The sequence below is a fragment of the Enterobacter sp. C6 genome (assembly GCF_008122455.1).
GTDB classification, from domain to species: Bacteria; Pseudomonadota; Gammaproteobacteria; order Enterobacterales; family Enterobacteriaceae; genus Enterobacter; species Enterobacter pseudoroggenkampii.
The window spans coordinates 1-24,844 of the sequence record NZ_QPFW01000185.1 but is presented as its reverse complement, the minus strand read 5'-3'; the positions used below and the strand labels follow the sequence as shown (position 1 = coordinate 24,844).

17 protein-coding genes, 1 tRNA gene and 1 pseudogene are annotated in these 24,844 nt (G+C 56.4%); 14 read left to right on the top strand and 5 right to left on the bottom strand.

Going from position 1 to position 24,844, the window contains the following annotated elements; translation table 11 throughout:
• Positions 1-462 (top strand): annotated as a pseudogene (locus DOU50_RS06715) (MFS transporter); the annotation flags it as partial.
• Between the two features lie 93 nt (positions 463-555).
• Here DOU50_RS06715 and DOU50_RS06710 read toward each other — a convergent pair.
• From DOU50_RS06710 to mutH, 3 genes are all read right to left on the bottom strand, one after another.
• Positions 556-1,596, bottom strand: a complete 1,041-nt coding sequence (locus tag DOU50_RS06710; protein ID WP_024909298.1) for an NADP(H)-dependent aldo-keto reductase — start codon at positions 1,594-1,596, stop codon at positions 556-558.
• 131 nt (positions 1,597-1,727) lie between these two features.
• The gene (locus tag DOU50_RS06705; RefSeq protein WP_008499668.1) at positions 1,728-1,946 is read right to left on the bottom strand and encodes a YgdI/YgdR family lipoprotein; all 219 of its coding nucleotides are present in this window, start codon (positions 1,944-1,946) and stop codon (positions 1,728-1,730) included.
• Between the two features lie 128 nt (positions 1,947-2,074).
• Positions 2,075-2,767 (bottom strand): DNA mismatch repair endonuclease MutH, encoded by a 693-nt coding sequence (gene mutH, locus DOU50_RS06700; protein ID WP_148769084.1) that lies wholly within the window; start codon positions 2,765-2,767, stop codon positions 2,075-2,077.
• A 683-nt stretch (positions 2,768-3,450) separates the two neighbouring features.
• On the opposite strand from mutH, the gene rppH reads away from it, so the two are divergent.
• From rppH to recD, 12 genes are all read left to right on the top strand, one after another.
• On the top strand, positions 3,451-3,981 hold the full coding sequence (rppH, locus tag DOU50_RS06695; RefSeq protein ID WP_013098553.1) for an RNA pyrophosphohydrolase: 531 nt from the start codon (positions 3,451-3,453) through the stop codon (positions 3,979-3,981).
• Between the two features lie 12 nt (positions 3,982-3,993).
• Positions 3,994-6,240, top strand: coding sequence for a phosphoenolpyruvate--protein phosphotransferase (gene ptsP / locus DOU50_RS06690; RefSeq protein ID WP_148769083.1), 2,247 nt, complete (start codon positions 3,994-3,996; stop codon positions 6,238-6,240).
• A 193-nt stretch (positions 6,241-6,433) separates the two neighbouring features.
• Entirely contained in the window at positions 6,434-7,309 is an 876-nt protein-coding gene (gene lgt / locus DOU50_RS06685; protein ID WP_023309046.1) for a prolipoprotein diacylglyceryl transferase, read from the top strand.
• Between the two features lie 6 nt (positions 7,310-7,315).
• Positions 7,316-8,110 carry a thymidylate synthase gene (thyA, locus tag DOU50_RS06680; RefSeq protein ID WP_014885081.1) on the top strand — a complete coding sequence of 265 codons (795 nt, stop codon included), beginning with the start codon at positions 7,316-7,318 and terminating at the stop codon, positions 8,108-8,110.
• A gap of 184 nt (positions 8,111-8,294) precedes the next feature.
• Positions 8,295-8,756, top strand: coding sequence for a prepilin peptidase-dependent protein (locus DOU50_RS06675; protein ID WP_148769082.1), 462 nt, complete (start codon positions 8,295-8,297; stop codon positions 8,754-8,756).
• Positions 8,750-9,310, top strand: coding sequence for a prepilin peptidase-dependent protein (locus DOU50_RS06670; protein ID WP_148769081.1), 561 nt, complete (start codon positions 8,750-8,752; stop codon positions 9,308-9,310). Before DOU50_RS06675 ends, DOU50_RS06670 begins: the two co-directional genes overlap by 7 nt.
• A complete protein-coding gene (locus tag DOU50_RS06665) occupies positions 9,307-9,708 on the top strand; it encodes a DUF2509 family protein (RefSeq protein ID WP_148769080.1) in 402 nt (133 codons plus the stop codon). The genes DOU50_RS06670 and DOU50_RS06665 overlap by 4 nt, the downstream gene beginning before the upstream one ends.
• Complete coding sequence (locus DOU50_RS06660) at positions 9,693-10,016, top strand: prepilin-type N-terminal cleavage/methylation domain-containing protein (RefSeq protein ID WP_148769079.1); 324 nt, start codon at positions 9,693-9,695, stop codon at positions 10,014-10,016. Before DOU50_RS06665 ends, DOU50_RS06660 begins: the two co-directional genes overlap by 16 nt.
• A 12-nt stretch (positions 10,017-10,028) precedes the next feature.
• Positions 10,029-13,403, top strand: coding sequence for an exodeoxyribonuclease V subunit gamma (recC, locus tag DOU50_RS06655; RefSeq protein ID WP_148769078.1), 3,375 nt, complete (start codon positions 10,029-10,031; stop codon positions 13,401-13,403).
• Between the two features lie 140 nt (positions 13,404-13,543).
• Positions 13,544-16,411, top strand: coding sequence for a pitrilysin (gene ptrA, locus DOU50_RS06650; protein WP_148769077.1), 2,868 nt, complete (start codon positions 13,544-13,546; stop codon positions 16,409-16,411).
• The gene (gene recB / locus DOU50_RS06645) at positions 16,408-19,950 is read left to right on the top strand and encodes an exodeoxyribonuclease V subunit beta (protein ID WP_148769076.1); all 3,543 of its coding nucleotides are present in this window, start codon (positions 16,408-16,410) and stop codon (positions 19,948-19,950) included. Before ptrA ends, recB begins: the two co-directional genes overlap by 4 nt.
• On the top strand, positions 19,947-21,767 hold the full coding sequence (gene recD, locus DOU50_RS06640; RefSeq protein ID WP_148769075.1) for an exodeoxyribonuclease V subunit alpha: 1,821 nt from the start codon (positions 19,947-19,949) through the stop codon (positions 21,765-21,767). The genes recB and recD overlap by 4 nt, the downstream gene beginning before the upstream one ends.
• A 34-nt stretch (positions 21,768-21,801) precedes the next feature.
• Here the strand turns inward: recD and argA are convergent, their stop codons facing one another.
• Positions 21,802-23,133 carry an amino-acid N-acetyltransferase gene (gene argA / locus DOU50_RS06635; protein ID WP_008499655.1) on the bottom strand — a complete coding sequence of 444 codons (1,332 nt, stop codon included), beginning with the start codon at positions 23,131-23,133 and terminating at the stop codon, positions 21,802-21,804.
• A gap of 227 nt (positions 23,134-23,360) precedes the next feature.
• Between argA and amiC the strand changes: the two genes are divergently transcribed.
• The gene (amiC, locus tag DOU50_RS06630) at positions 23,361-24,614 is read left to right on the top strand and encodes an N-acetylmuramoyl-L-alanine amidase AmiC (protein ID WP_032648118.1); all 1,254 of its coding nucleotides are present in this window, start codon (positions 23,361-23,363) and stop codon (positions 24,612-24,614) included.
• 87 nt (positions 24,615-24,701) lie between these two features.
• Here amiC and DOU50_RS06625 read toward each other — a convergent pair.
• Positions 24,702-24,778, bottom strand: a tRNA-Met gene (locus tag DOU50_RS06625).
• Positions 24,779-24,844 lie beyond the last annotated feature (66 nt).

The following is a 24,844-nucleotide window of genomic DNA, read 5'->3' as shown; positions in this document are numbered from 1 at the left end:
GTGGCGCTGGGGATTACTGACAACGCGACGCCGACCTATCTGAATGCGATGGTGGCCATCGGCATTGTGGTGGGGGCAGGCGCGGCGGCGAAGCTGGTGACGCTCGAGACGGTAGCACGCTGCATGCCCGCAGGGATCCTGATTGGCGTCGTGGTGCTGATCTTCTCGCTGCAGCATGCGTTATTGCCCGCGTATGTCCTCCTCATCCTGATTGGTATTCTGGGGGGCTTCTTCGTGGTGCCACTGAACGCGTTACTGCAGGAGCGGGGCAAACAGACCGTCGGGGCAGGCAATGCCATCGCGGTACAAAACCTGGGGGAAAACCTGGCAATGCTGTTAATGCTGGGGCTCTACTCGCTGGCGGTAAAAGTGGGCGTGCCGGTGGTGGGGATTGGCGTCGGGTTTGGTGGGCTGTTTGCGCTGGCGATTGCGGGTTTGTGGATCTGGCAACGTCGCCGCTGATAAGTGCGGCCTGATGCCCTCACCCCGGCCCTCTCCCACAGGGAGAGGGAGCAAACCCTAAAAACGGCAACGTGCGTTGCCGTTTTGCTTTTATTACGGTGCAGGATAAGTATAAACCTGATGCACCGCTTCAATCTCCGCTAACACCTCTTCACTCAGGTTCAGATTGAAACTCGCAATATTGGTTTTCAACTGCTCCATCGTGGTCGCGCCCAGCAGGGTGCTGGCAACAAACGGCTGACGACGCACGAAGGCCAGCGCCATCTGCGCAGGGTCAAGACCGTGACGCTTCGCGATATCCACATAGGCGGCAACGGCTTTCTGCGTCTGCTCGCCGCTGTAACGAGTAAAGCGGCTAAAGAGGGTGTTACGCGCCCCGGCCGGTTTTGCACCGTTCAGATATTTCCCCGTCAGCGTGCCGAAGCCGAGACAGGAGTAGGCGAGCAGTTCCACTTCTTCATACTGCGTCACTTCGGCCAGACCCACTTCATAGCTGCGGTTAAGCAGGCTGTACGGGTTCTGAATAGTCACGATACGCGGCAGATCGTGTTTATCCGCCAGGTGCAGATAGCGCATGACCCCAAAGGCCGTTTCGTTAGAGACGCCAATATAGCGGATTTTTCCCGCGCGCTGGCATTCGGTCAGCGCTTCCAGCGTTTCCAGCAGCGTCACGGCGGGGGCGCTCTCATTCCAGCTGTAGCCGAGCTTACCAAAGCAGTTGGTTGGGCGCTGAGGCCAGTGCACCTGATACAGATCGAGATAGTCGGTTTGCAGGCGCTTCAGGCTGGCGTCCAGCGCAGCGCGAATATTCTTGCGATCGAGGATCTGATTCGGGCGGATCCCGGTATCGTTGTTGCGTGCGGGGCCACTGACTTTTGAGGCAATCACCAGCTTTTCACGGTTGCCGTGTTTTGCCAGCCAGTTACCGACGTAGGTTTCGGTAAGTCCCTGCGTTTCCGGACGTGGCGGAACAGGGTACATCTCCGCGACATCAATCAGGTTAATCCCCTGGCTGACGGCGTAATCGAGTTGTGCATGGGCATCGGCTTCGCTGTTTTGTTCACCAAATGTCATCGTGCCCAACCCCAGTTGGCTTATTTCCAGAGCGCTGTGGGGGATACGGTGATAATGCATAGCCGGCTTCCTCAGTAGACTTATAGACCGCGTCAGGGCGTGCCCGACAAAGGAATATAAACATGGCAGAGGGGAAGCAAAAGGGGAAGAAAAAAATCAAAAAGGTCAGCAAGCGACTGACCTCTCTCTGTTTATCGCTCGATAATTTGCGATACTTCGTCGCGATTGATCTGCATTTTATTGCCTTCCTGATCGCGGTAGCTGACCAGACCGGTATCATCGTCAACTTCGGGTTTGCCGTCGGTCAGGATCATTCGACCGTCTTTTGTCGCCATGACGTAATCGCTGCTACAGCCCGATACGGCAAACGCTAAACCGACTGCTGAAACTAACACTGCCCATTTTTTCATCGTTATCGTCCTCATCTGGCGCGTATCAAATCATAATCTAGTATTAACCCGATATGGCGACTTGAGGAAGCAGTAAAATCTTAAAAAGCAGTCGATTATGTTTGAGAGCTCGCAAAATAAGTAAAAAACTATGTTTTTAACAGGAAATGACGTGCCAGGAGCGCGCCGGTGAAATTCTTTTTGAGATAAAAACCGCGCGGCAGCGTCAGTATCGGCTCACCCTGTGCGCCGATGGCCTCGGTAAGCGCTTTACTGTTGGCCGCTTTCGGACGCAGCTGTAACACTTCTCCGTGTCGGGCGGTGATGCGCTCTACCTGCCCAAGAACGATCATGTCCATCAGCTCCTCCCAGTCCAGCCGAAGCTGATGCTCTTCATCCTCGTTCGGGCTCCAGAGCAGCGGCGCGCCAACGCGACGGTCAGCCAGGGGGATCTGTCGCTCGCCTTCAACCGGTACCCACAACACGCGCTTCAGCTTGTGGCGAACGTGGCTGGTTTCCCACGTCACGCCGGTGTTGCCGGTTAATGGCGCAACGCAGACAAAGGTGGTCTCAAGCGGCTTGCCCTGGCTATCTATTGGGATGGTTTTTAACTCCACGCCAAGTGCTGCAAAATCCTGCTCGGGTTTGCTCCCTCCGCTCGCACCCAGCCACAGCTCAAGCAGCATGCCGATCCAGCCTTTATCCCGCTTAAGATCCTTCGGGATCGGAAGCCCTGCCATTGCCGCCAGCTCGCCAAGCGAAAAGCCCGCAAGACGCTGTGCCTGCTGGAGCAACTGGCCCTCGCTGGACGGCGGTGAGAGCAAGGGTGTAAGCGGATGCATGACGGTAACCTTTTGATTAAAAAATAAACGAAGAAATTGTCCCCTGTGGATAGAGTTTAACTATTTCTGTACCAATATTCCATGTGTATGATTTATAGGTTTTTTTATGGGTTTGAAATCGTTTCACCCGAGTCAGAAAACCGGTTGTTCAAATCTGGTCACTGACAATGAACAGGATCTTACACCATGTTATCCACAGAAAAATGGGATAACTGGGCATAACCCTGACTACTGTTTCAATTTACAGCCTTGACGTGCGATGAAAATCGAATTTTCAAACAAATTGTGACTAACTTATTGGCACAATCTGTGGATAAAACCGACGCTGTTCGATCTTTCATCAGCACGACGATCCCTGATGTGATGATCGTCACGCTATTCTGTTTTGTGTTCATGGAAATACATTTAACTATATGAAAATAATTGCATTATTGAATTCGGGTGAAAGAGTGGATATGGCAGCGTTTAAGGTTGTTCATCGGTAATCAGACACTTCTTCACAACTATATCCACAGAAAAGGTGAATAAAATTCCCTTCACTGCCACTCATCTGTTTATAACTCAGCACTTATTTGTGAGTTATTCAAATGTTATTAGGTTGCAGCCCTGTAAGAGAGTGGTTTACCGCCTCCCTGTAGTGTGAAACAATCATTCATATATAAGGTTTAGTTTGGGGTAGTCCGGTGATTGATGACGATGGCTACCGCCCGAACGTAGGAATAGTAATTTGTAATCGTCAGGGCCAGGTGATGTGGGCCCGGCGATATGGTCAGCACTCCTGGCAGTTCCCGCAAGGCGGGATCAATCCGGGAGAGTCCCCAGAACAAGCGATGTACCGGGAGCTTTTTGAAGAGGTCGGTTTAAGCCGAAAAGATGTTCGCATCCTGGCTTCGACCCGCAACTGGTTGCGTTACAAGTTACCGAAACGTTTGGTGCGTTGGGACACAAAGCCGGTTTGTATCGGCCAGAAACAGAAGTGGTTTCTGTTGCAGTTGGTGGGCAACGATTCAGACATCAATATGCAAACCAGCAGTACGCCGGAGTTCGATGGCTGGCGCTGGGTGAGCTATTGGTATCCTGTTCGTCAGGTCGTGTCATTTAAACGCGATGTTTACCGTAGGGTGATGAAAGAGTTTGCAAGTGTGGTAATGCAGCTTCAGGAGATCCCGCCTAAGCCGCAGAGCGCACCTGCCTGGCGACGTAAAAGAGGTTAAGCTACGCAAATCATGCTCACCCGCTTGCGAGAAATAGTCGAGAAGGTGGCCAGCGCGCCGCGTCTGAACGAGGCGCTGAATATTCTGGTCACCGACATCTGCCTTGCGATGGAGACCGAGGTCTGTTCGGTGTATCTGGCCGACCACGATCGGCGCTGCTATTACCTGATGGCAACCCGTGGTTTGAAAAAACCACGCGGACGCACCGTAACGCTCGCATTTGATGAAGGTATCGTGGGTCTGGTCGGGCGGCTGGCTGAACCCATCAACCTTGCTGACGCACAAAAACACCCCAGCTTTAAATACATCCCTTCCGTAAAAGAAGAGCGCTTCCGCGCTTTCCTTGGCGTGCCGATTATCCAGCGTCGCCAGCTGCTCGGCGTGCTGGTCGTCCAGCAGCGTGAGCTACGTCAGTACGACGAAAGCGAGGAGTCTTTCCTCGTCACGCTGGCCACGCAGATGGCGGCGATCCTCTCCCAGTCCCAGCTTGCCGCGCTTTTTGGTCAGTATCGCCATACGCGCATTCGTGCCCTTCCGGCATCGCCAGGCGTGGCGATAGCTGAAGGCTGGATGGACGCTACGCTGCCGCTGATGGAGCAGGTTTACGAAGCCTCAACGCTTGATGAAGCGCTGGAGCGCGAGCGTCTCACCGCCGCGCTGGAAGAGGCGGCGAATGAGTTTCGTCGTTACAGCAAACGTTTTGCCGCAGGCGCGCAAAAAGAGACGGCGGCGATCTTTGACCTCTATTCGCACCTGCTCTCCGATGCGCGCCTGCGTCGTGAGCTTTTTGCGGAAGTGGATAAAGGCTCGGTCGCGGAGTGGGCGGTTAAGAAGGTTATCGAAAAATTTGCCGACCAGTTTGCGGCACTGACCGACGGTTACCTGAAAGAGCGGGCAGGCGATCTGCGCGCGCTGGGGCAGCGCCTGCTTTTCCATCTTGATGACACCATTCAGGGCCCGAATGCATGGCCAAAACGGTTTGTTCTGGTTGCCGACGAACTTTCGGCAACGACGCTGGCTGAACTGCCCCAGGACAGGCTGGCCGGCGTGGTGGTGCGCGATGGTGCCGCCAACTCACACGCCGCCATTATGGTGCGCGCGCTGGGTATCCCTACCGTTATGGGGGCGGACATTCAGCCGTCGGTACTGCACCGACGTACGCTGGTGGTCGACGGCTATCGCGGTGAGCTGCTGGTCGATCCTGAGCCGGTTCTGCTCCAGGAGTACCAGCGTCTTATCAGCGAAGAGAATGAATTAAGCAAGCTGGCTGAAGATGACGTTAACCTGCCCGCACAGCTGAAGAGCGGTGAGCGGATCAAAGTCATGCTCAACGCCGGTTTAAGCCCTGAACATGAAGAAAAGCTTGGCAGCCGCATCGACGGTATTGGCCTATATCGTACTGAAATCCCGTTCATGCTGCAGAGCGGTTTCCCCTCCGAAGAGGAGCAGGTGGCACAGTATCAGGGGATGCTGCAGATGTTTAACGACAAACCTGTCACCCTGCGTACCCTGGATGTCGGGGCGGATAAACAGCTGCCCTATATGCCGATCAGCGAAGAAAACCCGTGCCTGGGCTGGCGTGGGATCCGCATTACGCTCGATCAGCCGGAGATCTTCCTGATCCAGGTACGTGCGATGCTGCGCGCCAACGCGGCGACGGGCAATCTCAGCATCCTGCTGCCGATGGTCACCAGCATCGATGAGATCGACGAGTCCCGACGGCTGATCGAACGTGCTGGCCGCGAAGTGGAAGAGATGATCGGCTATGCGATCCCGAAACCGCGGATTGGTGTGATGCTTGAAGTGCCGTCTATGGTCTTTATGCTGCCGCAGCTGGCAAACCGTGTTGATTTTATCTCTGTCGGCACGAACGACCTGACGCAATATATCCTGGCCGTCGACCGTAACAATACTCGCGTCGCCAGTATCTACGACAGCCTGCATCCGGCGATCATTCGCGCGTTAGCGATGATCGCCCGTGAAGCGGAGCTGTACGGTATTGATTTACGCCTGTGCGGTGAAATGGCCGGTGATTCCATGTGCGTTGCGATCCTGATTGGTCTGGGATTCCGCCATCTGTCGATGAACGGTCGCGCCGTCGCCCGCGTGAAATACCTGCTGCGGCATATCGACATCAATGATGCCCGCGAGCTGGCTGAACGCAGCCTTGAGGCGCAGCTGGCAACGGAAGTCCGCCACCAGGTCGCGGCGTTTATGGAACGACGCGGTATGGGCGGTCTGATCCGCGGCGGCCGCTAATCGTTTTTCGCCCTCTCCCTGTGGGTGAGGGCGCCAGCGCGCATAAAACCCTATACACATCTTTTACATCTCTGGCGCATCCTCCGCGCCCGCCTTGTGCTATGATTCGCAACTTTGGAGCCTCTGCTTACAGCAGAATCGCATTTCTACCGCTGTCCACTTTCAGCGGAATAACAACATCTTGTGGTGACAGATGAACAGTGGTTATCTGCATTTTCCGGAATTTGATCCGGTCATTTTCTCAGTAGGACCTGTTTCGCTTCACTGGTACGGTCTGATGTACCTGGTGGGCTTCATTTTTGCCATGTGGCTCGCTGGCCGTCGCGCCAGCCGTCCTGGCAGCGGCTGGACCAAAAACGAAGTTGAAAACCTGCTGTATGCGGGCTTCCTCGGCGTGTTCCTCGGTGGTCGTATCGGGTATGTGCTGTTCTATAACTTCCCGGTATTCCTGAACGATCCGCTCTATCTGTTCCGCGTCTGGGACGGAGGCATGTCCTTCCACGGCGGCCTGATTGGTGTGATTCTGGTGATGGTGATTTTTGCCAAACGCACCAAACGCAACTTCTTCCAGGTTTCAGATTTTATCGCACCGCTGATCCCGTTTGGTCTCGGCGCTGGTCGTCTGGGCAACTTTATCAACGGTGAACTGTGGGGCCGCGTCGACCCGAGCGTGCCGTACACGATGCTCTTCCCGGGCTCCCGCGCAGAAGACATCGCGCTGCTGCCATCGCATCCGGAGTGGCAGTCCATTTTCGATACCTACGGCGTTCTGCCGCGCCATATGTCTCAGCTGTATGAGCTGGCGCTGGAAGGCGTGGTGCTGTTTATCATCCTCAACCTGTTTATTCGCAAGCCGCGCCCGATGGGGGCTGTTTCCGGGCTGTTCCTGATTGGCTATGGCGCGTTCCGCATCATCGTCGAATTCTTCCGCCAGCCTGACGCACAGTTTACCGGCGAGTGGGTACAGTACATCAGCATGGGGCAGATCCTCTCCATTCCGATGATTGTCGCGGGTGCCATTATGATGATTTGGGCGTATCGTCGTCGTCCACAGCAACAAATTTCCTGAGGAACCATGAAACAGTATCTTGAATTGATGAAAAAAGTGCTCGATGAGGGCACGCCGAAAAACGACCGCACCGGTACCGGTACGCTCTCCATTTTTGGCCACCAGATGCGCTTCAATCTGCAAGAAGGCTTCCCGCTGGTGACGACAAAGCGCTGCCACCTGCGCTCGATCATTCATGAACTGCTCTGGTTCCTGCAAGGTGATACCAACGTTGCGTATCTGCACGAAAATAACGTCTCAATCTGGGACGAGTGGGCAGATGAAAACGGCAACCTGGGCCCGGTTTACGGTAAGCAGTGGCGCGCATGGCCAACGCCTGATGGCCGCCATATTGACCAGATCACCACCGTGATGAACCAGCTGAAAAACGATCCGGACTCGCGCCGAATCATCGTTTCCGCCTGGAACGTCGGCGAGCTGGATAAAATGGCGCTGGCACCGTGCCACGCGTTCTTCCAGTTCTATGTGGCGGATGGAAAGCTTTCCTGCCAGCTCTACCAGCGCTCCTGTGACGTGTTCCTCGGCCTGCCGTTTAACATTGCCAGCTATGCGCTGTTAGTTCACATGATGGCGCAGCAGTGCGACCTGGAAGTGGGTGATTTTGTCTGGACCGGTGGGGATACCCATCTTTACAGCAACCATATGGAACAGACGCATCTCCAGCTGACCCGCGAACCGCGTGCGCTGCCGAAGCTGATTATCAAACGCAAACCGGCATCAATATTTGATTACCGCTTTGATGATTTCGAGATTGAGGGTTACGACCCGCATCCGGGCATCAAAGCGCCCGTCGCTATCTGATGCGATAAAGCGTGACACAACCGGTGCTATTTAGCGCCGGTTTTTTTTCGCCTTTATCCCGTTTCCCGAGGCGCTATCCAGAAAGCGTGCAACGCGCTGCAACTCTCCCAATTCTCCGGACAACACCTCGTAAAACGAGGATCCGTCGCTCGTCATCTTCACGGCGCTTCGCCACACTCCCGGTATGAAAAAAGAGAACGGTTTTACGCTTATCGAAACGCTTGTCGCCGTTTCGCTTGTCGTTATCCTCAGCGCCTCAGGTCTGTACGGCTGGGACAGCTGGCAACGACAGCAGCGGCTGTGGCAAACCGCCAGTCAGGTGCGAGATTACCTGCTGTTTCTGCGCAACCATGCCAACCGGCACAACAGCGACCATCTTATTACCCTTCAGCGGGTGGGAGGCGGGGACTGTCTGGTGAGCTCTGCCGTGCAGGGCTGTAAGAAGGAGAGTCCCTTTGTGCTGATTCCGCTCTGGCCTGAGGTCGAGGTCAGTGAGGTCACACCGTCGCTGGGGTTTTATGGATTAAGGGATACAGCGTGGGCAGGGCGGATACGCGTTCAAAACCGTGCCGGAGCATGGCTGATTATTGTCTCAAATGGAGGACGCATCAGGATGTGTCAGGTCTCTGAAGGAGGTTCATGTTGATGAGGCAGCGCGGTTTCTCACTGACTGAAGTGCTGATTGCCACGGCGATGAGCAGCCTTTTGCTGATAAGCGCGTCGCGTTTTTTACCCGGCTTACAGCGGGCAGTCTTACTGCAATCCGGCCAGAGAGAGCTGGAGGAAGAGGTCTGGCAACACCTGTTTGCCCTGGGCAAACAGCTTCAGCGTGCGGGGTACTGTGCGGGAAACTGTCAGGGACAGGCGCTGGTGACCGAGAGGCTTGGAGGCTGCGTCATTGTACGCTGGGATGCCAACAGTAACGGCAACTGGGATAGCAGCGCATCAGAAAATGACAGCACCGGTTTTCGTCTGGAATCCGGCGCGCTGGAAACCCAGCGTGGGGCGACGTCGTGTGAAGGAAAAGGGTGGGAAAAGCTCACGGACCCGGACAGGCTGGTAATCACGCGCTTTGTGGTGAGCAAAGTTGAACATGCCGGTTTTGCGCCAGAGGTAAATATCGAACTGGCCGCGATGCGTAAAGGCGGGCAGGGGGAGCCCTGGGAGGCTTCGTATACGGTCACGGGGCACAACCTGTGAATCGTCAACGCGGAATGTCTTCACTGGCCCTGGTTCTGCTTTTACTGGTGCTCGGTACCCTGATCCTGTCGGGTCTCAATCAGCAGCTGACAATATTTAGCGCGCTCGTTGGTGGCGAGAGCCGCTCGCTTCAGCAGCAGGCGAAGGTACAGTCCGCGCTTGAGTGGGGACGGGTTCAGAGCTGGTCATCAGAGCTGCAGGTTCAGTGCAAAAAGACATCGGCGTGGCGAGTCTGTTTGCGCCAGCTGAGTGAGGCGCGTGTACTGCTGATTGCCGGAGACAGTGACCTGCTGCTCTGGCGCGCAGGAGAGATTGTCGACGGGAAAATTCGCTTTTCGCCTCACGGCTGGAGTGATTTTTGTCCACTAAAGGAGAGCGCGTTATGTCAGCTGCCGTGAGCCGAGAAAAAGGGTTTAGCATGGTGGAGGTCCTGCTGGCGATGATGCTGCTGGTGATCGTCGTGACGGCTCTGTCGGGTTATCACCGGGCGCTGGCGGCGCGGTTTAGCGTGTTTAACCAGTATCGCCAGCTCTGGCACCATGCCTGGAATCAGTCTCAACTCTCAACAAATGTTCTCCCCGCAGGCTGGCAGGCCAGTCGGGGGCAGACAACGCTCGCAGGATGTGTCAGCATCACGGCTACACTTATTTCTCCTCTGGGGCGGCGCGGTGAGATAACGCGTCTGCATTGCCCGGTTAGCCAGTAGTCGGGAGCGTCTATGTTAAGGGTCTACCACTCAAATCGTCTGGATGTGCTGGAAGCACTGATGGAATTTATCGTTGAGCGCGAGCGGCTTGACGATCCTTTTGAGCCCGAAATGGTGCTGGTGCAGAGCACCGGTATGGCACAGTGGCTGCAAATGTCGCTTTCCCGTAAATTTGGCATAGCCGCGAATATTGATTTCCCGCTGCCCGCGAGCTTTATCTGGGAGATGTTTGTTCGCGTGTTGCCGGACATCCCCGAGCAGAGCGCCTTCAACAAGCAGGCCATGAGCTGGAAGCTGATGGCGCTGCTGCCGGACATGCTGCAGCGTGATGAATTCGCCATGCTGCGTCACTACCTCAATGACGATACCGACAAGCGCAAGCTGTTCCAGCTGGCATCGCGCACCGCCGATCTTTATGACCAATACCTTGTTTACCGTTCTGACTGGTTAATTCGTTGGGAAGCGGGCGAGTTGATTGAAGGCCTGCCGGAGGCGCAAATATGGCAGGCCCCGCTGTGGAAAGCGCTGGTAGAGCATACGGAGAAACTGGGCCAGCCTAAGTGGCACCGTGCCAATCTCTACGAGCGGTTTATCTCGATACTTGAAAATGCGTCGGAGCGCCCGGCCCTACTGCCGTCACGCGTTTTTATCTGCGGAATATCCGCATTACCCCCTGTCTATCTAAAGGCGTTGAATGCGCTGGGTAAGCATATTGATATCCATATTTTGTTTACCAACCCCTGCCGACAATACTGGGGGGATATCCTCGACGAACGCTGGCTTGCGCGGCTGGTGAGCCGCCAAAGAAAGCGCCTTTTTGAAGAACGTGCCGTCCCGCTGTTTAAAGACAGCTCGACTGCCGGGCAGCTTTTCGATGAAGACGGTATCCAGAACCTGCCCAATCCGCTGCTTGCCTCATGGGGGAAGCTGGGACGTGACTACATTCATATGCTTTCAGACATCACTTCCTCAGGAGAAGGTGACGTGGATGCCTTTGTTGAGATCGCCCCGGACAGCCTGCTACATAATATTCAGTTAGATATCCTGGATCTGGAAAATCGTGCCGTCATGGGCGTGACGGCGAACGAGTTCGAACGCAGCGATAATAAGCGAAAACTGGATCCTGACGATCGCAGCGTCACGATCCACGTTTGCCACAGCCCGCAGCGTGAGGTCGAAGTGCTTCACGATCAACTGCTGGCGATGCTGCAGGAGGATCCCGATCTGACGCCACGCGATATCGTGGTGATGGTGGCGGATATCGACAGCTACAGTCCCTTTATTCAGGCCGTCTTTGGCAGCGCGACGGGCGAGCGATACCTGCCTTACGCTATCTCTGACCGTCGTGCCCGTCAGTCGCATCCGGTATTGCAGGCGTTTATCACTCTTCTGTCACTGCCGGATAGCCGCTTTATCTCCGAAGATGTCCTGGCATTGCTGGATGTTCCCGTACTGGCTACACGCTTCAACATCAATGAAGAGGGCCTGCGCTACCTTCGCCAGTGGGTGAATGAGTCTGGCGTTCGCTGGGGGATCGATGACGATAACGTTCAGGAGTTCGAGCTTCCCCCAACCGGGCAGCACACCTGGCGATTTGGCCTGACGCGTATGCTGCTGGGCTACGCCATGGAGAGCAGCCAGGGCGAGTGGAATGAGGTGCTGCCTTACGATGAGTCCAGCGGGTTAATTGCTGAACTGGTGGGGCATTTAGCGTCGCTATTAATGCAGCTTAACCGCTGGCGATATGCGCTGTTGCAGCCGCGTCCACTTGAAGAATGGCTCCCGGTTTGCAGGGCGTTGCTTAATGATTTCTTCCTGCCGGACAATGACACCGAAGCGGCCATGGCGCTGATTGAAACCCAGTGGCAGGCTATCATCGATGAAGGCGTGAATTCCCACTATCAGGAGGCCATCCCGCTGTCGCTATTGCGGGATGAGCTGACGCAGCGGCTTGACCAGGAGCGAATCAGCCAGCGTTTCCTGGCGGGTCCTGTCAATATCTGTACCCTGATGCCCATGCGCTCTATCCCGTTCAGGGTGGTCTGCCTGCTTGGCATGAACGACGGTGTGTATCCGCGGGCGCTGCCGCCGCTGGGGTTCGACTTGATGAGCGCAAACCCAAAACGGGGCGATCGTAGCCGCCGTGATGATGACCGCTACCTCTTCCTTGAAGCGCTCATTTCCGCTCAGAGTAAGCTCTATATCAGCTATATCGGTCGTTCCATTCAGGACAACAGCGAGCGTTTCCCCTCTGTACTGGTGCAGGAGCTGGTGGACTATATCGGCCAGAGCCACTACCTGCCGGGAGATGAAGCGCGCAACTGCGATGAAAGCGAGCAGAGGGTGAAAGCCCATATCACCTGTTTCCACAGCCGCATGCCGTTTGATCCGGTGAACTATATTGCCAGCGAGCACCAGAGCTATGCACAGGAGTGGCTACCGGCGGCGAAAAAAGAGGGAAGTGCGCATACCGATTTCATTCAGGAACTTGATCCGCACCCAATCGACACTCTGACCTTCGAACAGCTTCAGCGGTTTTGGGCGCATCCGGTGCGCGCCTTCTTCCAGCAACGACTGCAGGTCAACTTCCGCTCTGAAGAGAGCGAAATTCCTGAGGCAGAGCCGTTTACGCTGGAAGGTCTGGAGCGCTACCAGTTAAACCTGCAGCTGCTGAATGCGCTGGTTGAAGAGGAAGATGCGGACAAGCTTTACCGCCGCTACCGCGCTGCGGGTCAGCTGCCCTACGGCGCGTTCGGGGAAATTGTCTGGGAGGCGCAGTGCCAGGAGATGACCGCTCTGGCGGAGCGCGTGAGAGCGTGCCGACAGCCGGGGAAAAGTATTGAAATCGATCTCAACTGCAACGGGGTACAGCTCACGGGCTGGTTAACCCAGGTTCAGCCGGACGGGCTGCTGCGCTGGCGGCCCTCCATGCTGAGCGTTTCGCAGGGATTGCAACTCTGGCTGGAACATCTTGTCTACAGTGCGGGGGGTCATAAAGGTGAAAGCCGGATTTTCGTGCGCAAAGAGGGCGAATGGCGCTTCCCGCCGATGGAAGCCGAGCAGGCGTTAGGTTATCTGTCTTTGTACATTGAAGGCTACCGTCAGGGAATGAACAAACCGCTCCTGTTACTACCGGAAAGTGGCGGCGCCTGGATAAAAGCCTGTTATGACACGCAGAATGATGCGATGTTAACGGATGAATCTTCGCTGCAGAAAGCACGCAGTAAATTTATGCAGGCCTATGAAGGTAACATGATGGTGCGTGGCGAAGGTGAAGATGTCTGGTATCAGCGCTTATGGCGAACCCTTGAGCCAGAGTACTTCGAGGCTATCACGGAAGAGGCGCAGCGCTACCTGCTGCCGTTGTTTAAATTTAATCAGTCCTGAGTGTTGTATAAAAATTGCGCAGCATGGGGTGTTCATTTATGATGCACTTCTTATCACGGACTGATGTACCCAATAAAGAGATGTTGGCGTGTCCAGCACGCAATGTGTTAATGATGTAGCCGTGATAAAGAGGTAGCACCTTGTTTAAAGCGTTTGTTTTGTTTTTCGCCCTCTGGGTACCCGTCACTCAGGCAGACTCCGGTTGGCAACCCGTTCAGGAAACTATTCGTAAAAGCGAAAAAGATACCCGTCAATATCAGGCTATTCGTCTTGATAACGGCATGACCGTACTGCTGGTTTCCGATCCGCAGGCGGTGAAATCCCTTTCGGCATTAGTGGTGCCGGTTGGATCGCTGGAAGATCCTGACGCTCATCCTGGGCTTGCACACTATCTGGAACATATGACGCTGATGGGGTCAAAAAAATACCCGCAGCCAGATAGCCTGTCCGAATTTCTGAAAATGCATGGCGGCAGCCACAATGCCAGCACGGCACCGTACCGCACGGCCTTTTATCTTGAAGTCGAAAATGATGCGCTGGAAGGGGCGGTCGATCGCCTTGCTGATTCCATCGCCGCGCCGTTGCTGGATAAAAAATATGCCGATCGTGAACGCAATGCGGTGAATGCCGAGCTGACCATGGCCCGCACGCGAGACGGTATGCGCATGGCCCAGGTCAGTGCCGAAACCATCAACCCTGCACACCCGGGTTCGCGTTTCTCCGGCGGTAACCTTGAGACGTTAAGCGACAAACCGAACAGCCCGGTGCTGGATGCCCTGCACGCGTTTCGCGATAAATACTACTCCGCCAACCTGATGAAAGCGGTCATCTACAGCAATAAACCGTTGCCGGAGCTGGCAGACATGGCGGCTAAAACGTTTGGCCGGGTGCCGAATAAAAATATCGACCTGCCGCAAATAAACGTCCCGGTGGTTACGGACGCGCAAAAAGGCATCGTTATCCACTACGTGCCGGCGCTGCCGCGCAAAGTGCTGCGCGTGGAATTCCGCATCGATAACAACACCGCACAGTTCCGCAGTAAAACCGATGAGCTGGTCACCTACCTGATAGGTAACCGTAGCCCGGGTACGCTGTCTGACTGGCTGCAAAAACAGGGGCTGGTGGAAGGCATTCGCGCCGACTCCGATCCGGTTGTGAACGGCAATAGCGGCGTGCTGGCGATCTCCGCCACCCTGACCGACAAAGGACAGGCCAACCGTGATGAAGTCGTGGCGGCGATCTTCAGCTACCTCTCTTTACTTCGCGAGAAAGGCGTCGATAAGCGCTATTTTGATGAACTTGCCCACGTGCTGGATCTCGATTTCCGTTACCCGTCCATCACCCGCGACATGGATTACGTTGAGTGGCTGGCGGATACCATGATCCGCGTGCCGGTGGAACATACCCTCGATGCGGTAAATATTGCCGACCGGTATGACGCCGGGGCGGTAAAATCCCGCCTGGCGATGATGACGCCGGAGAATGCCCGCATCTGGTTCATCAGCCCGAACGAACCGCATAACAAGACGGCGTACTTTGTCGATGCCCCTTATCAGGTAGATAAAATCAGCGCACAGACCTTCGCCGACTGGCAGAAAAAGGCCGGGGAGATTGCGTTGAAGCTGCCGGAGCTGAACCCCTATATTCCGGATGACTTCTCGCTGACCAAAACGACTAAAGATTACCCGCACCCGGCGCTGATCATTGATGAGCCAACGCTGCGCGTCGTGTATACCCCAAGCCGCTATTTCGCCAGCGAGCCAAAGGCCGATGTCAGCGTGGTGCTGCGTAATCCAAAAGCGATGAACAGCGCCAAAAATCAGGTGATGTTCGCGCTCAATGATTATCTCGCCGGGATTGCGCTCGATCAGCTCAGCAACCAGGCGGCCGTGGGCGGCATCAGCTTCTCCACCAACGCCAACAACGGTTTGATGCTCAATGCAAACGGCTATACCCAGCGTTTGCCTCAGCTGTTCCAGGCACTGCTGGAAGGGTATTTCAGCTACACGCCGACGGAAGAGCAGCTTGAGCAGGCCAAATCGTGGTACGCCCAGATGATGGATTCTGCGGAGAAGGGCAAAGCTTACGATCTGGCGCTTATGCCGGCGCAAATGCTGTCGCAGGTTCCTTATTTCCAGCGAGAAGACCGCCGCGCGCTGCTGCCTTCGATCACCTTAAAAGACGTGCTGGCGTACCGTGACGCGCTGAAAACCAACACGCGTCCGGAGTTCCTGATCGTCGGCAACATGAGTGAGGATCAGGCCAAAACCCTGGCGGAGAATGTGCGCACTCAGCTCGGTTCGAAAGGCGACGAGTGGTGCCGCAACCAGGACGTGCTGGTTGAGAAAAAGCAGAATGTGATTTTTGAAAAGACGGGTAACAGCACGGATTCCGCGCTGGCCGCGGTCTTTGTGCCAACGGGGTATGATGAATTCGCCAGCTCAGCGCAGAGCGCCGTGCTGGGACAAATTATTCAGCCGTGGTTCTATAACCAGTTACGCACAGAAGAGCAGCTTGGCTACGCTGTATTTGCCTTCTCCATGAACGTCGGCCGACAGTGGGGGCTGGGCTTCCTGCTGCAAAGCAGCGACAAACAGCCGGCGTATCTCTGGCAGCGTTACCAGGCCTTCTTCCCGCAGGTGGAAGCAAAGCTGCGCGCGATGAAGCCGGAAGAGTTTGCTCAGATCCAGCAGGCCGTCATCGCGCAGGTAATGCAGCCGCCGCAGACGCTGGGTGAAGAAGCCTCGCAGCTGAGCAAAGATTTCGATCGCGGTAATCTGAATTTTGATTCGCGTGATAAAGTAGTGGCCGAGATAAAACAGCTGACGCCGCAGAAGGTTGCCGACTTCTTCCATCAGGCGGTTATTAAGCCGCAGGGTATCACCATCCTGTCCCAGGTTTCCGGTAGCCAGAACGGGAAAACGGAGTACGTGAACCCGAAAGGCTGGAAAGTCTGGAAAAGCGTCAGCGCGCTGCAGCAATCTATGCCCTGGAGTAAGAAAGAATGACCGATACCGCTGAGACCCTTGATCCCTTACGTTTACCTCTGCAGGGTGAACGATTGATTGAAGCCTCAGCGGGAACGGGAAAAACCTTCACCATCGCCGCCCTTTATCTGCGTCTGCTGCTGGGGCTTGGCGGCAACGCCGCTTTTCCACGCCCTTTGAGCGTGGAGGAGCTGCTGGTGGTGACCTTCACCGAGGCTGCCACCGCTGAGCTGCGGGGCCGTATTCGTACCAATATCCACGAGCTACGCATCGCCTGTCTGCGTCAGAGCACGGATAACCCTCTCTACGCGAGCCTTCTGGAAGAGATTGCCGATAAGCAACAGGCAGCACAGTGGCTGCTCCTCGCCGAACGACAGATGGACGAAGCGTCCGTCTTCACCATTCACGGTTTTTGCCAGCGCATGCTGAGCCTGAATGCGTTTGAATCCGGCATGCTGTTCGAACAGCAGCTTATTGAAGATGAATCCGTGCTTCGCTATCAGGCCTGCGCGGATTTCTGGCGTCGCCATTGCTACCCGTTACCGCGCGATATCGCCGAAGCCGTACACGCGTTGTGGAAGGGCCCGGAGGCGCTGCTGCGCGCTATCGATCGTTATCTGCAGGGGGAAGCGCCGGTCATCAAATCCCCGCCGCCGGCAGATGAAACGCTGGCCTCACGGCATGAAAAGATCATCGCGCAGATTGCCGACATCAAGCAAAAATGGCTTGAGTCCGTTGGCGAGATTGACGCAATCATCGAAAATTCCGGGATTGACCGACGCAAGTTTAACCGTGGCAATCAGGGGAAATGGATCGACAAGATCAGCGCCTGGGCGCAGGAAGAGACGCGAGGCTACCAGCTCCCGGACGCGCTGGAGAAATTCTCCCAACGTTTCCTGGTTGAGCGGACCAAAGCCGACGGCATTGTCCCTGAGCATCCCCTGTTTGTGGCGATTGAATTCCTGCTGGCGGAGCCCTTAACCCTCAACGATCTGATGATTACCCGCGCCATGACGGAAATTCGCGAAGCCGTCGCGCGTGAGAAACGCCGCCGGGGTGAACTGGGTTTCGACGATATGCTGAGCCGCCTCGATGCGGCGCTGTGCAGTGAAAACGGTGAAGCGCTTGCCGCCGCGATCCGCACCCGTTTCCCGGTAGCGATGATCGACGAATTTCAGGATACCGACCCGCAGCAGTACCACATTTTTCGCCGTATCTGGCGCCAGCAGCCCGACACCGCGCTGCTGTTAATCGGCGATCCGAAACAGGCTATCTACGCCTTCCGCGGTGCGGATATTTTCACCTACATGAAAGCCCGCAGTGAGGTTGACGCGCACTACACGCTCGATACCAACTGGCGCTCCTCTCCCGGCATGGTGGAAAGCGTCAACGGGCTCTTCAGCCGCATGGATACGGCGTTTATGTTCCGGGAGATCCCGTTTCAGCCGGTAAAGTTTGCTGAGAAAAATGCCTCGTTGCGCTTCGAGTTCAACGGCGAGACGCAGCCTGCCATGAACTTCTGGCTGCTGGATGGGGAAGGCTGCGGCGTTGCCGACTATCAAAATGCCATGGCCCAGCACTGTGCCGCGCAAATCCGTGACTGGCTCAGTGCGGGTGCGCGCGGTGACGCGCTGCTGTGGAAGGGGGATAACCCCACCCCGGTAAAGGCATCAGATATTACGGTACTGGTGCGTAGCCGTCAGGAGGCCGCGCTCATCCGCGACGCCCTGACGTTACTGAATATCCCCTCCGTCTACCTCTCAAACCGCGACAGCGTCTTTGAAACGCTGGAAGCGCAGGAGATGCTATGGCTGCTGCAGGCCGTGCTGGCCCCGGAGCGGGAAAGCACGCTGCGCAGCGCACTGGCGAGCGCGATGCTCGGGCTGAACGCGCGGGATATTGATGCGCTCAACAATGACGAAGCCGCATGGGATGCCGTGGTCGAAGAGTTTGTTCGCTACCGAGAAAAATGGCAGAAGCGCGGGGTAATGGCAATGGTGCGCGAGCTCATGGCGCAGCGCCACATTGCGGAGAATATGCTGGCGACAGCAGGCGGCGAGCGCCGTTTGACCGATATTTTACATATCAGCGAACTGTTGCAGGAAGCGGGTACGCAGCTGGAGAGCGAGCACGCTCTGGTGCGCTGGCTGGCGCAGCAGATTGCCGATCCGAACAGCAATTCGTCCAGCCAGCAGATGCGCCTCGAGAGTGATAAACATCTGGTGCAGATCGTCACCATTCACAAATCAAAAGGCCTGGAATATCCGCTGGTCTGGCTGCCGTTTATCGCCAATTACCGCGTGCAGGATCAGGCCTTTTACCACGATCGCGAATCGTTTGAGGCGGTGCTCGATCTCAGCAACGCGGAGTCCAGCGTTGAGCTGGCAGAGGCCGAACGTCTGGCGGAAGATTTACGCCTGCTCTACGTAGCGCTGACCCGTTCGGTCTGGCACTGCAGCCTGGGCGTTGCGCCTCTGTTCCGGCGTCGGGGCGAAAAGAGCGGGGAGAGCGATTTTCATCTGAGCGCGCTGGGACGGCTTATTCAGAAGGGTGAACCCAAAGACGCGGCGGGCCTGCGCCAGTGCATCGAATCCCTTTGCTCTGAGCATGTTGCCCTGCATATTCCTTCGCTGCCCGACAACAGCCGCTGGCAGATGCCGGAGCTGCGTGATTCTGCGCTCCATGCCCGCCAGGTTGTGCGTACGATAGCCGACGACTGGCGCGTCACCAGCTACTCCGGTTTACAACAGCACGGGCAGAGTATCGCTCAGGATCTGATGCCAAAACTGGACGTGGATGCCGCGGGGGCCGGTAGCGTACCCGCTGAGCCGGTGCTCACGCCGCACCAGTTCCCGCGCGGCGCTTCTCCAGGCACGTTTTTGCACAGCCTGTTTGAAGAGCTGGATTTTACCCAGCCGGTTTCCGAAGAGTGGGTGCTGAAGATGTTACAGAGCGGTGGTTACGACGCGCATTGGCAGCCGGTTCTCACCGACTGGATCCGCGCGGTTCTGCATGCTCCGCTCACCGCGCAGGGGATCTCGCTTAGCCAGTTGACTACCAAAGATAAGCAGGTGGAGATGGAGTTTTATCTCCCCATCGCCAGTCCGCTCAGGGCAGAGGCGCTTGATGCGGTGATCCGCGAGTACGATCCGTTATCCGCCGGGTGCCCGCCGCTGAACTTCCGCCAGGTGCAGGGGATGCTCAAAGGTTTTATCGACCTGGTTTTCCGCCACGAAGGGCGCTACTACCTGCTGGATTACAAATCGAACTGGCTGGGTGAAAGCAGCGAAGCCTACACGCAAGACGCGATGGCCGCGGCCATGCAAATGCATCGCTACGATCTGCAGTACCAGCTTTACACCCTGGCGCTGCACCGTTACCTGCGTCATCGCATGGCCGACTACCGCTACGAAGCGCATTTTGGCGGCGTAATTTACCTGTTCCTGCGCGGAGTGGATGCTAACGACCCGCGTTCCGGCATCTTTAGCACGCGTCCGGCTGCGGAACTGATTGAAAAAATGGATAACCTGTTTGCTGCAGGCACGGAGGAGGTGGCATGACGATGCAGGCGCTACTGCTGGACGCGGTTGAACAACGATTACTGCGCCACCTGGATGTTCAGTTCGCCATGATGGTGGCAGGCGAGGAGCCTGCCGTCATGCTTGCCGCCGCCATTCTGAGCAAAGACGCGGGGGAGGGGCACGTGTGTCTGCCGCTGTCGCGTCTGGCGGTGGATGAGAAGATGCCTCCGGTTTTACAGGCGTGCTTCGCACTGCTGGGTGACGCAGTGGACTGGCAGGAGATACTACTCGGCTCGCCTGCCGTGAGCGGAGCCGATACCGGGACGCCGATGATCCTTGTCGGCGAGCGTTTGTATCTTAATCGGCTCTGGCGTAACGAACTGACGGTAGCGCGCTTTTTCAGCGAGACCAACGCCCCGCTTCCCTGCGATGAAGCACAGCTCCGGCAAACGCTGGATACGCTGTTCACCTCTGACGACGAGACAGACTGGCAGAAAGTGGCGGCTGCCGTGGCCTTAACGCGACGGATCTCGGTGATTTCTGGCGGCCCGGGTACCGGGAAAACGACCACCGTGGCAAAACTGCTTGCCGCGTTGATTCAGTTATCGGGTGAGCAAAAGTGCCGTATTCGCCTGGCGGCCCCCACCGGTAAAGCGGCGGCACGTCTGACGGAGTCGTTAGGCGGCGCGCTGCAAAAGCTGCCGCTAACCGGTGAGCAGCTTGCGCTTTTCCCCAATGAGGCCAGCACGCTGCACCGTTTGCTTGGTGCACAGCCGGGTAGCCAGCGTCTGCGCTATCATGCCGGTAATCCGCTGCACCTTGACGTGCTGGTGGTGGATGAAGCCTCAATGATTGACCTGACGATGATGTCGCGTTTGATCGATGCGCTCCCGCCGCACGCGCGCGTCATTTTCCTCGGCGATCGTGACCAGCTTGCCTCCGTGGAGGCGGGGGCGGTACTGGGTGATATCTGCACCTATGCCAGCCTGGGATATACCGCTGAACGCGCTCAGGAGTTAGCCCGTCTCACCGGATGCTCGCTCACCTCTGAAAACCATTCGCTAGCAGGGGCGCTTCGCGACAGCCTGTGTCTGCTGCAAAAAAGCTACCGTTTCGGCAGCGACTCCGGCATCGGCCAGCTTGCGGCAGCGGTGAACCGGGGCGACCGGCGCGCCACCACGGCGGTATTTGACGGAACCTTTAAGGATATTGAGAAAAAATCGCTGCAAAGCGCGGAAGAGTATCAGGCGATGCTTGACGACGCCCTGCAGGGGTACCAGCGCTTTCTGACGGACGTACAACAGCAAAGTACGCCGGAGCAGGTCATTGCCTCGTTTGGCGAATATCAGTTGCTCTGTGCGCTGAGGGAAGGCCCCTTTGGTGTCCGGGGTCTTAACGACAGGCTGGAACAGCTGCTGGCGCAAAAACGCAAAATTAACCGTACCCCGCACTCGCGCTGGTATGAAGGGCGACCGGTGATGATCTCCCGTAACGACAGCGCGCTGGGATTGTTTAACGGGGATATCGGGATTGCGCTCGACTGCGGTCAGGGACTGCGCGTCTGGTTCCAGATGCCGGACGGGAGCGTGAAGTCTTTCCAGCCCAGCCGTTTGCCCGAGCATGAAACCGCCTGGGCGATGACGGTGCATAAATCCCAGGGCTCCGAATTTAACCACGCGGCGCTGATCCTGCCCACGCAGCTTTCCCCCGTCATTACCCGCGAGCTGATCTATACCGCCATAACGCGCGCGCGTCAGCGCCTGTCGCTGTATACCGATGAACGCGTGCTGGTGCAGGCGATTGCCACCCGTACGGAACGTCGAAGCGGGCTGGGCGCGATATTTGAGTCCCTCTGAACGAAAGCCCTCGCCGGACGGTGAGGGCGTCGTATTATCCCAGGTCAGCCATCAGCACTTTTGAGCGGCGCTGATAGTTGTACATCTCTTTCTTCGTCTCCGGCAGAGAATCGATATCCACCGGCGTAAACCCGCGCTCCTGGAACCAGTGAATGCTGCGCGTCGTCAGGACGAACAGCTTGCTCAGCCCCATCTGGCGCGCCTGTGCCGCCACGCGCTCAAGCAGCATTTCACCGCGAGAAGAGCTGCGGTAATCAGGATGCACTGCCACGCAGGCCATTTCACCGATCTTCTCTTCCGGGAACGGATAGAGCGCGGCGCAGGCGATGGTCAGGTTATCGCGCTGAATAATGGTGAATTTGTCGATCTCCATCTCCAGCTGTTCGCGTGAGCGACGCACCAGAATACCCTGCTGTTCCAGCGGGCGGATCAGTTCCAGAATGCCGCCGATATCGTTGATGGTGGCGCGGCGGATCTGCTCCGCACTCTCCATCACAATCTGTGTACCAATACCGTCGCGGGAGAACAGCTCCTGCAGCAATGCCCCGTCTTCCTGATAGCTGATCAGGTGGCTGCGGCGCACGCCGCTGCGGCAGGCCTTCACGGCGCCACGCAGGAAGCGGACGGTGCCGGAGTGGTAATCGCCTTCGGCTTCCAGCGCCTCCACGCGGGCCTGGGCTTCGTTCGGGAAGAGTTCCGGCACGATTGTTCCTTCATCGTTCACCACGCCCTGGGAGGAGCAGAACCCAATCATTTTTTCCGCCTTCAGCTTGATCGCCAGCTGCGTGGCAATCTCTTCAGAGGTCAGGTTAAAGCTTTCGCCGGTCACGGAAACGGCGACCGGGCCCATCAGCACGATGGCACCGCTGTCCAGCTGGCGATGAATGGCTTCTTCATCAATACGACGAATACGGCCGCTGTGACAGTAATCCACGCCATCGTCCACGCCGAGCGGCTGGGCAATGATAAAGTTGCCGCTCACGACGTTGATATGCGCCCCCTGCAGCGGCGTGTTGTTCAGGCTCATGGACAGACGAGCGGTAATATCCAGCTGCAGCAGACCCGCCGCCTGTTTCACCAGCTCAAGGGTTTTGGCATCGGTGACGCGGGTATGTTTGTGGTAAATCGGCTCGTGGTGGTGAGCGGCCAGGTTGGCGTCGATCTGCGGACGCGCGCCATACACCACCACCAGGCGGATCCCCAGGCTGTGCAGCAGGCCAATGTCATTGACGATGCTGGAAAAATTTTCATGCTCAATGGCTTCGCCGCCAAGCATGATGACAAACGTTTTTCCCCGATGGGCGTTGATATAGGGAACAGAATGGCGGAATCCCTGGACCAGTTCGGTTCTACGTTCCTTCACCATGGCACAACCCTTAATGAATGTTTATTCGTAATTTGTGTATTTTTATTCGATTGTGGTCGCGTGTGCAAGCGCAAATTTTCCGCGACCCACAGAAATTGGTAAGTAATCCGTGCGTTAGCGTATGATTGTTTACCCTTTTATAGATGACAGTTTATGCGTCATTCGTTAAAGTTTTCGGTCAATCTGGACATTTTGTATATCAGTCAGTGTTCTTGCTCGGGAGAAGCATGTCGGGATCCAATTCAGCAATAAGCCGCCGCCGTTTGTTAAAAGGGGCCGGGGCAATGTGGTTGCTTAGCGTCAGTCAGGTCGGTCTTGCCGCCACCAGCCAGGTCGTGGCGGTGCGCGTCTGGCCATCGTCGACCTATACGCGCGTGACGGTCGAATCCAATCGCGTGCTGAAATATAAGCAATTTGCCCTCAGCAACCCGGAGCGTGTGGTGGTGGATCTCGAAGGCGTTAACCTCAACTCCGTGCTGAAAGGAATGGCGGCGCAGATCCGCGGTGACGATCCGTTTATTAAATCGGCGCGCGTCGGGCAGTTTGATCCGCAAACCGTGCGCATGGTGTTTGAACTGAAGCAGAACGTTAAGCCGCAGCTATTTGCCCTGGCGCCTGTTGCGACCTTCAAAGAGCGCCTGGTGATGGATCTCTACCCGGCCAATGCGACGGATATTCAGGATCCGCTTCTTGCCCTGCTGGAGGATTACAACAAGGGCGATTTGGAGCGTCAGGTGCCCCCTGCGCAAAGCGGTCCGCAGCCGGGGAAAGCAGGGCGCGATCGTCCGATTGTGATCATGCTTGATCCTGGCCACGGTGGCGAAGACTCTGGCGCGGTGGGGAAATACCGTACGCGTGAAAAAGACGTGGTGCTGCAAATTGCGCGCCGCCTGAAAGCGTTGATTGATAAAGAAGGCAATATGCGCGCCTATATGACGCGCAATGAAGACGTCTTTATTCCGCTGAAAGTGCGCGTCGCAAAAGCGCAGAAGCAGCGCGCCGATTTGTTCGTCTCGATCCATGCGGATGCGTTTACCAGTCGTCAGCCAAGCGGCTCGTCGGTGTTTGCGCTCTCGACCAAAGGCGCGACCAGTACCGCCGCGAGATACCTTGCGGACACCCAGAACGCCTCTGACCTGATTGGTGGCGTGGGTAAAAGCGGCGATCGCTACGTCGACCACACCATGTTTGATATGGTGCAGTCGCTGACCATTAACGACAGCCTGAAGTTTGGTAAAGCGGTGCTGGGCAAGCTGGGCAACATCAATAAGCTGCATAAAAACAGCGTTGAACAGGCCGGGTTTGCGGTACTCAAGGCGCCGGACATCCCGTCCATCCTCGTTGAAACCGCGTTTATCAGTAACGTGGAGGAGGAGCGTAAGCTCAAGACGGCAAAATTCCAGCAGGAGGTTGCGGAGTCGATTCTTGCAGGGATTCGTGCGTATTTCTCTGACGGGGCGACGCTGGCGCGGCGCGGGTAGATCTTTTGGCCGGGTTCACGCCCGGCAAATTCACAAACGACAGATACAAAAAAACACCCTTAAGGGTGTTTATTGTTTTAGAAGTGTTGGTTGCGGGGGCCGGATTTGAACCGACGACCTTCGGGTTATGAGCCCGACGAGCTACCAGGCTGCTCCACCCCGCGTCCGTCATTCTACTCTTGTAGAAGCTTACTTCTTCAAATTTGATTGGTTGCGGGGGCCGGATTTGA

What these genes read in the sequence shown, in the direction of transcription:
- argA (WP_008499655.1), bottom strand. Translation starts at nt 23,133, where the DNA reads ATGGTGAAGGAACGTAGAACCGAACTGGTCCAGGGATTCCGCCATTCT.
- lgt (WP_023309046.1), top strand. Translation starts at nt 6,434, where the DNA reads ATGAACAGTGGTTATCTGCATTTTCCGGAATTTGATCCGGTCATTTTC.
- DOU50_RS06670 (WP_148769081.1), top strand. Translation starts at nt 8,750, where the DNA reads ATGTTGATGAGGCAGCGCGGTTTCTCACTGACTGAAGTGCTGATTGCC.
- thyA (WP_014885081.1), top strand. Translation starts at nt 7,316, where the DNA reads ATGAAACAGTATCTTGAATTGATGAAAAAAGTGCTCGATGAGGGCACG.
- amiC (WP_032648118.1), top strand. Translation starts at nt 23,361, where the DNA reads ATGTCGGGATCCAATTCAGCAATAAGCCGCCGCCGTTTGTTAAAAGGG.
- recD (WP_148769075.1), top strand. Translation starts at nt 19,947, where the DNA reads ATGACGATGCAGGCGCTACTGCTGGACGCGGTTGAACAACGATTACTG.
- ptsP (WP_148769083.1), top strand. Translation starts at nt 3,994, where the DNA reads ATGCTCACCCGCTTGCGAGAAATAGTCGAGAAGGTGGCCAGCGCGCCG.
- DOU50_RS06705 (WP_008499668.1), bottom strand. Translation starts at nt 1,946, where the DNA reads ATGAAAAAATGGGCAGTGTTAGTTTCAGCAGTCGGTTTAGCGTTTGCC.
- DOU50_RS06660 (WP_148769079.1), top strand. Translation starts at nt 9,693, where the DNA reads ATGTCAGCTGCCGTGAGCCGAGAAAAAGGGTTTAGCATGGTGGAGGTC.
- DOU50_RS06675 (WP_148769082.1), top strand. Translation starts at nt 8,295, where the DNA reads ATGAAAAAAGAGAACGGTTTTACGCTTATCGAAACGCTTGTCGCCGTT.
- DOU50_RS06710 (WP_024909298.1), bottom strand. Translation starts at nt 1,596, where the DNA reads ATGCATTATCACCGTATCCCCCACAGCGCTCTGGAAATAAGCCAACTG.
- mutH (WP_148769084.1), bottom strand. Translation starts at nt 2,767, where the DNA reads ATGCATCCGCTTACACCCTTGCTCTCACCGCCGTCCAGCGAGGGCCAG.
- recC (WP_148769078.1), top strand. Translation starts at nt 10,029, where the DNA reads ATGTTAAGGGTCTACCACTCAAATCGTCTGGATGTGCTGGAAGCACTG.
- recB (WP_148769076.1), top strand. Translation starts at nt 16,408, where the DNA reads ATGACCGATACCGCTGAGACCCTTGATCCCTTACGTTTACCTCTGCAG.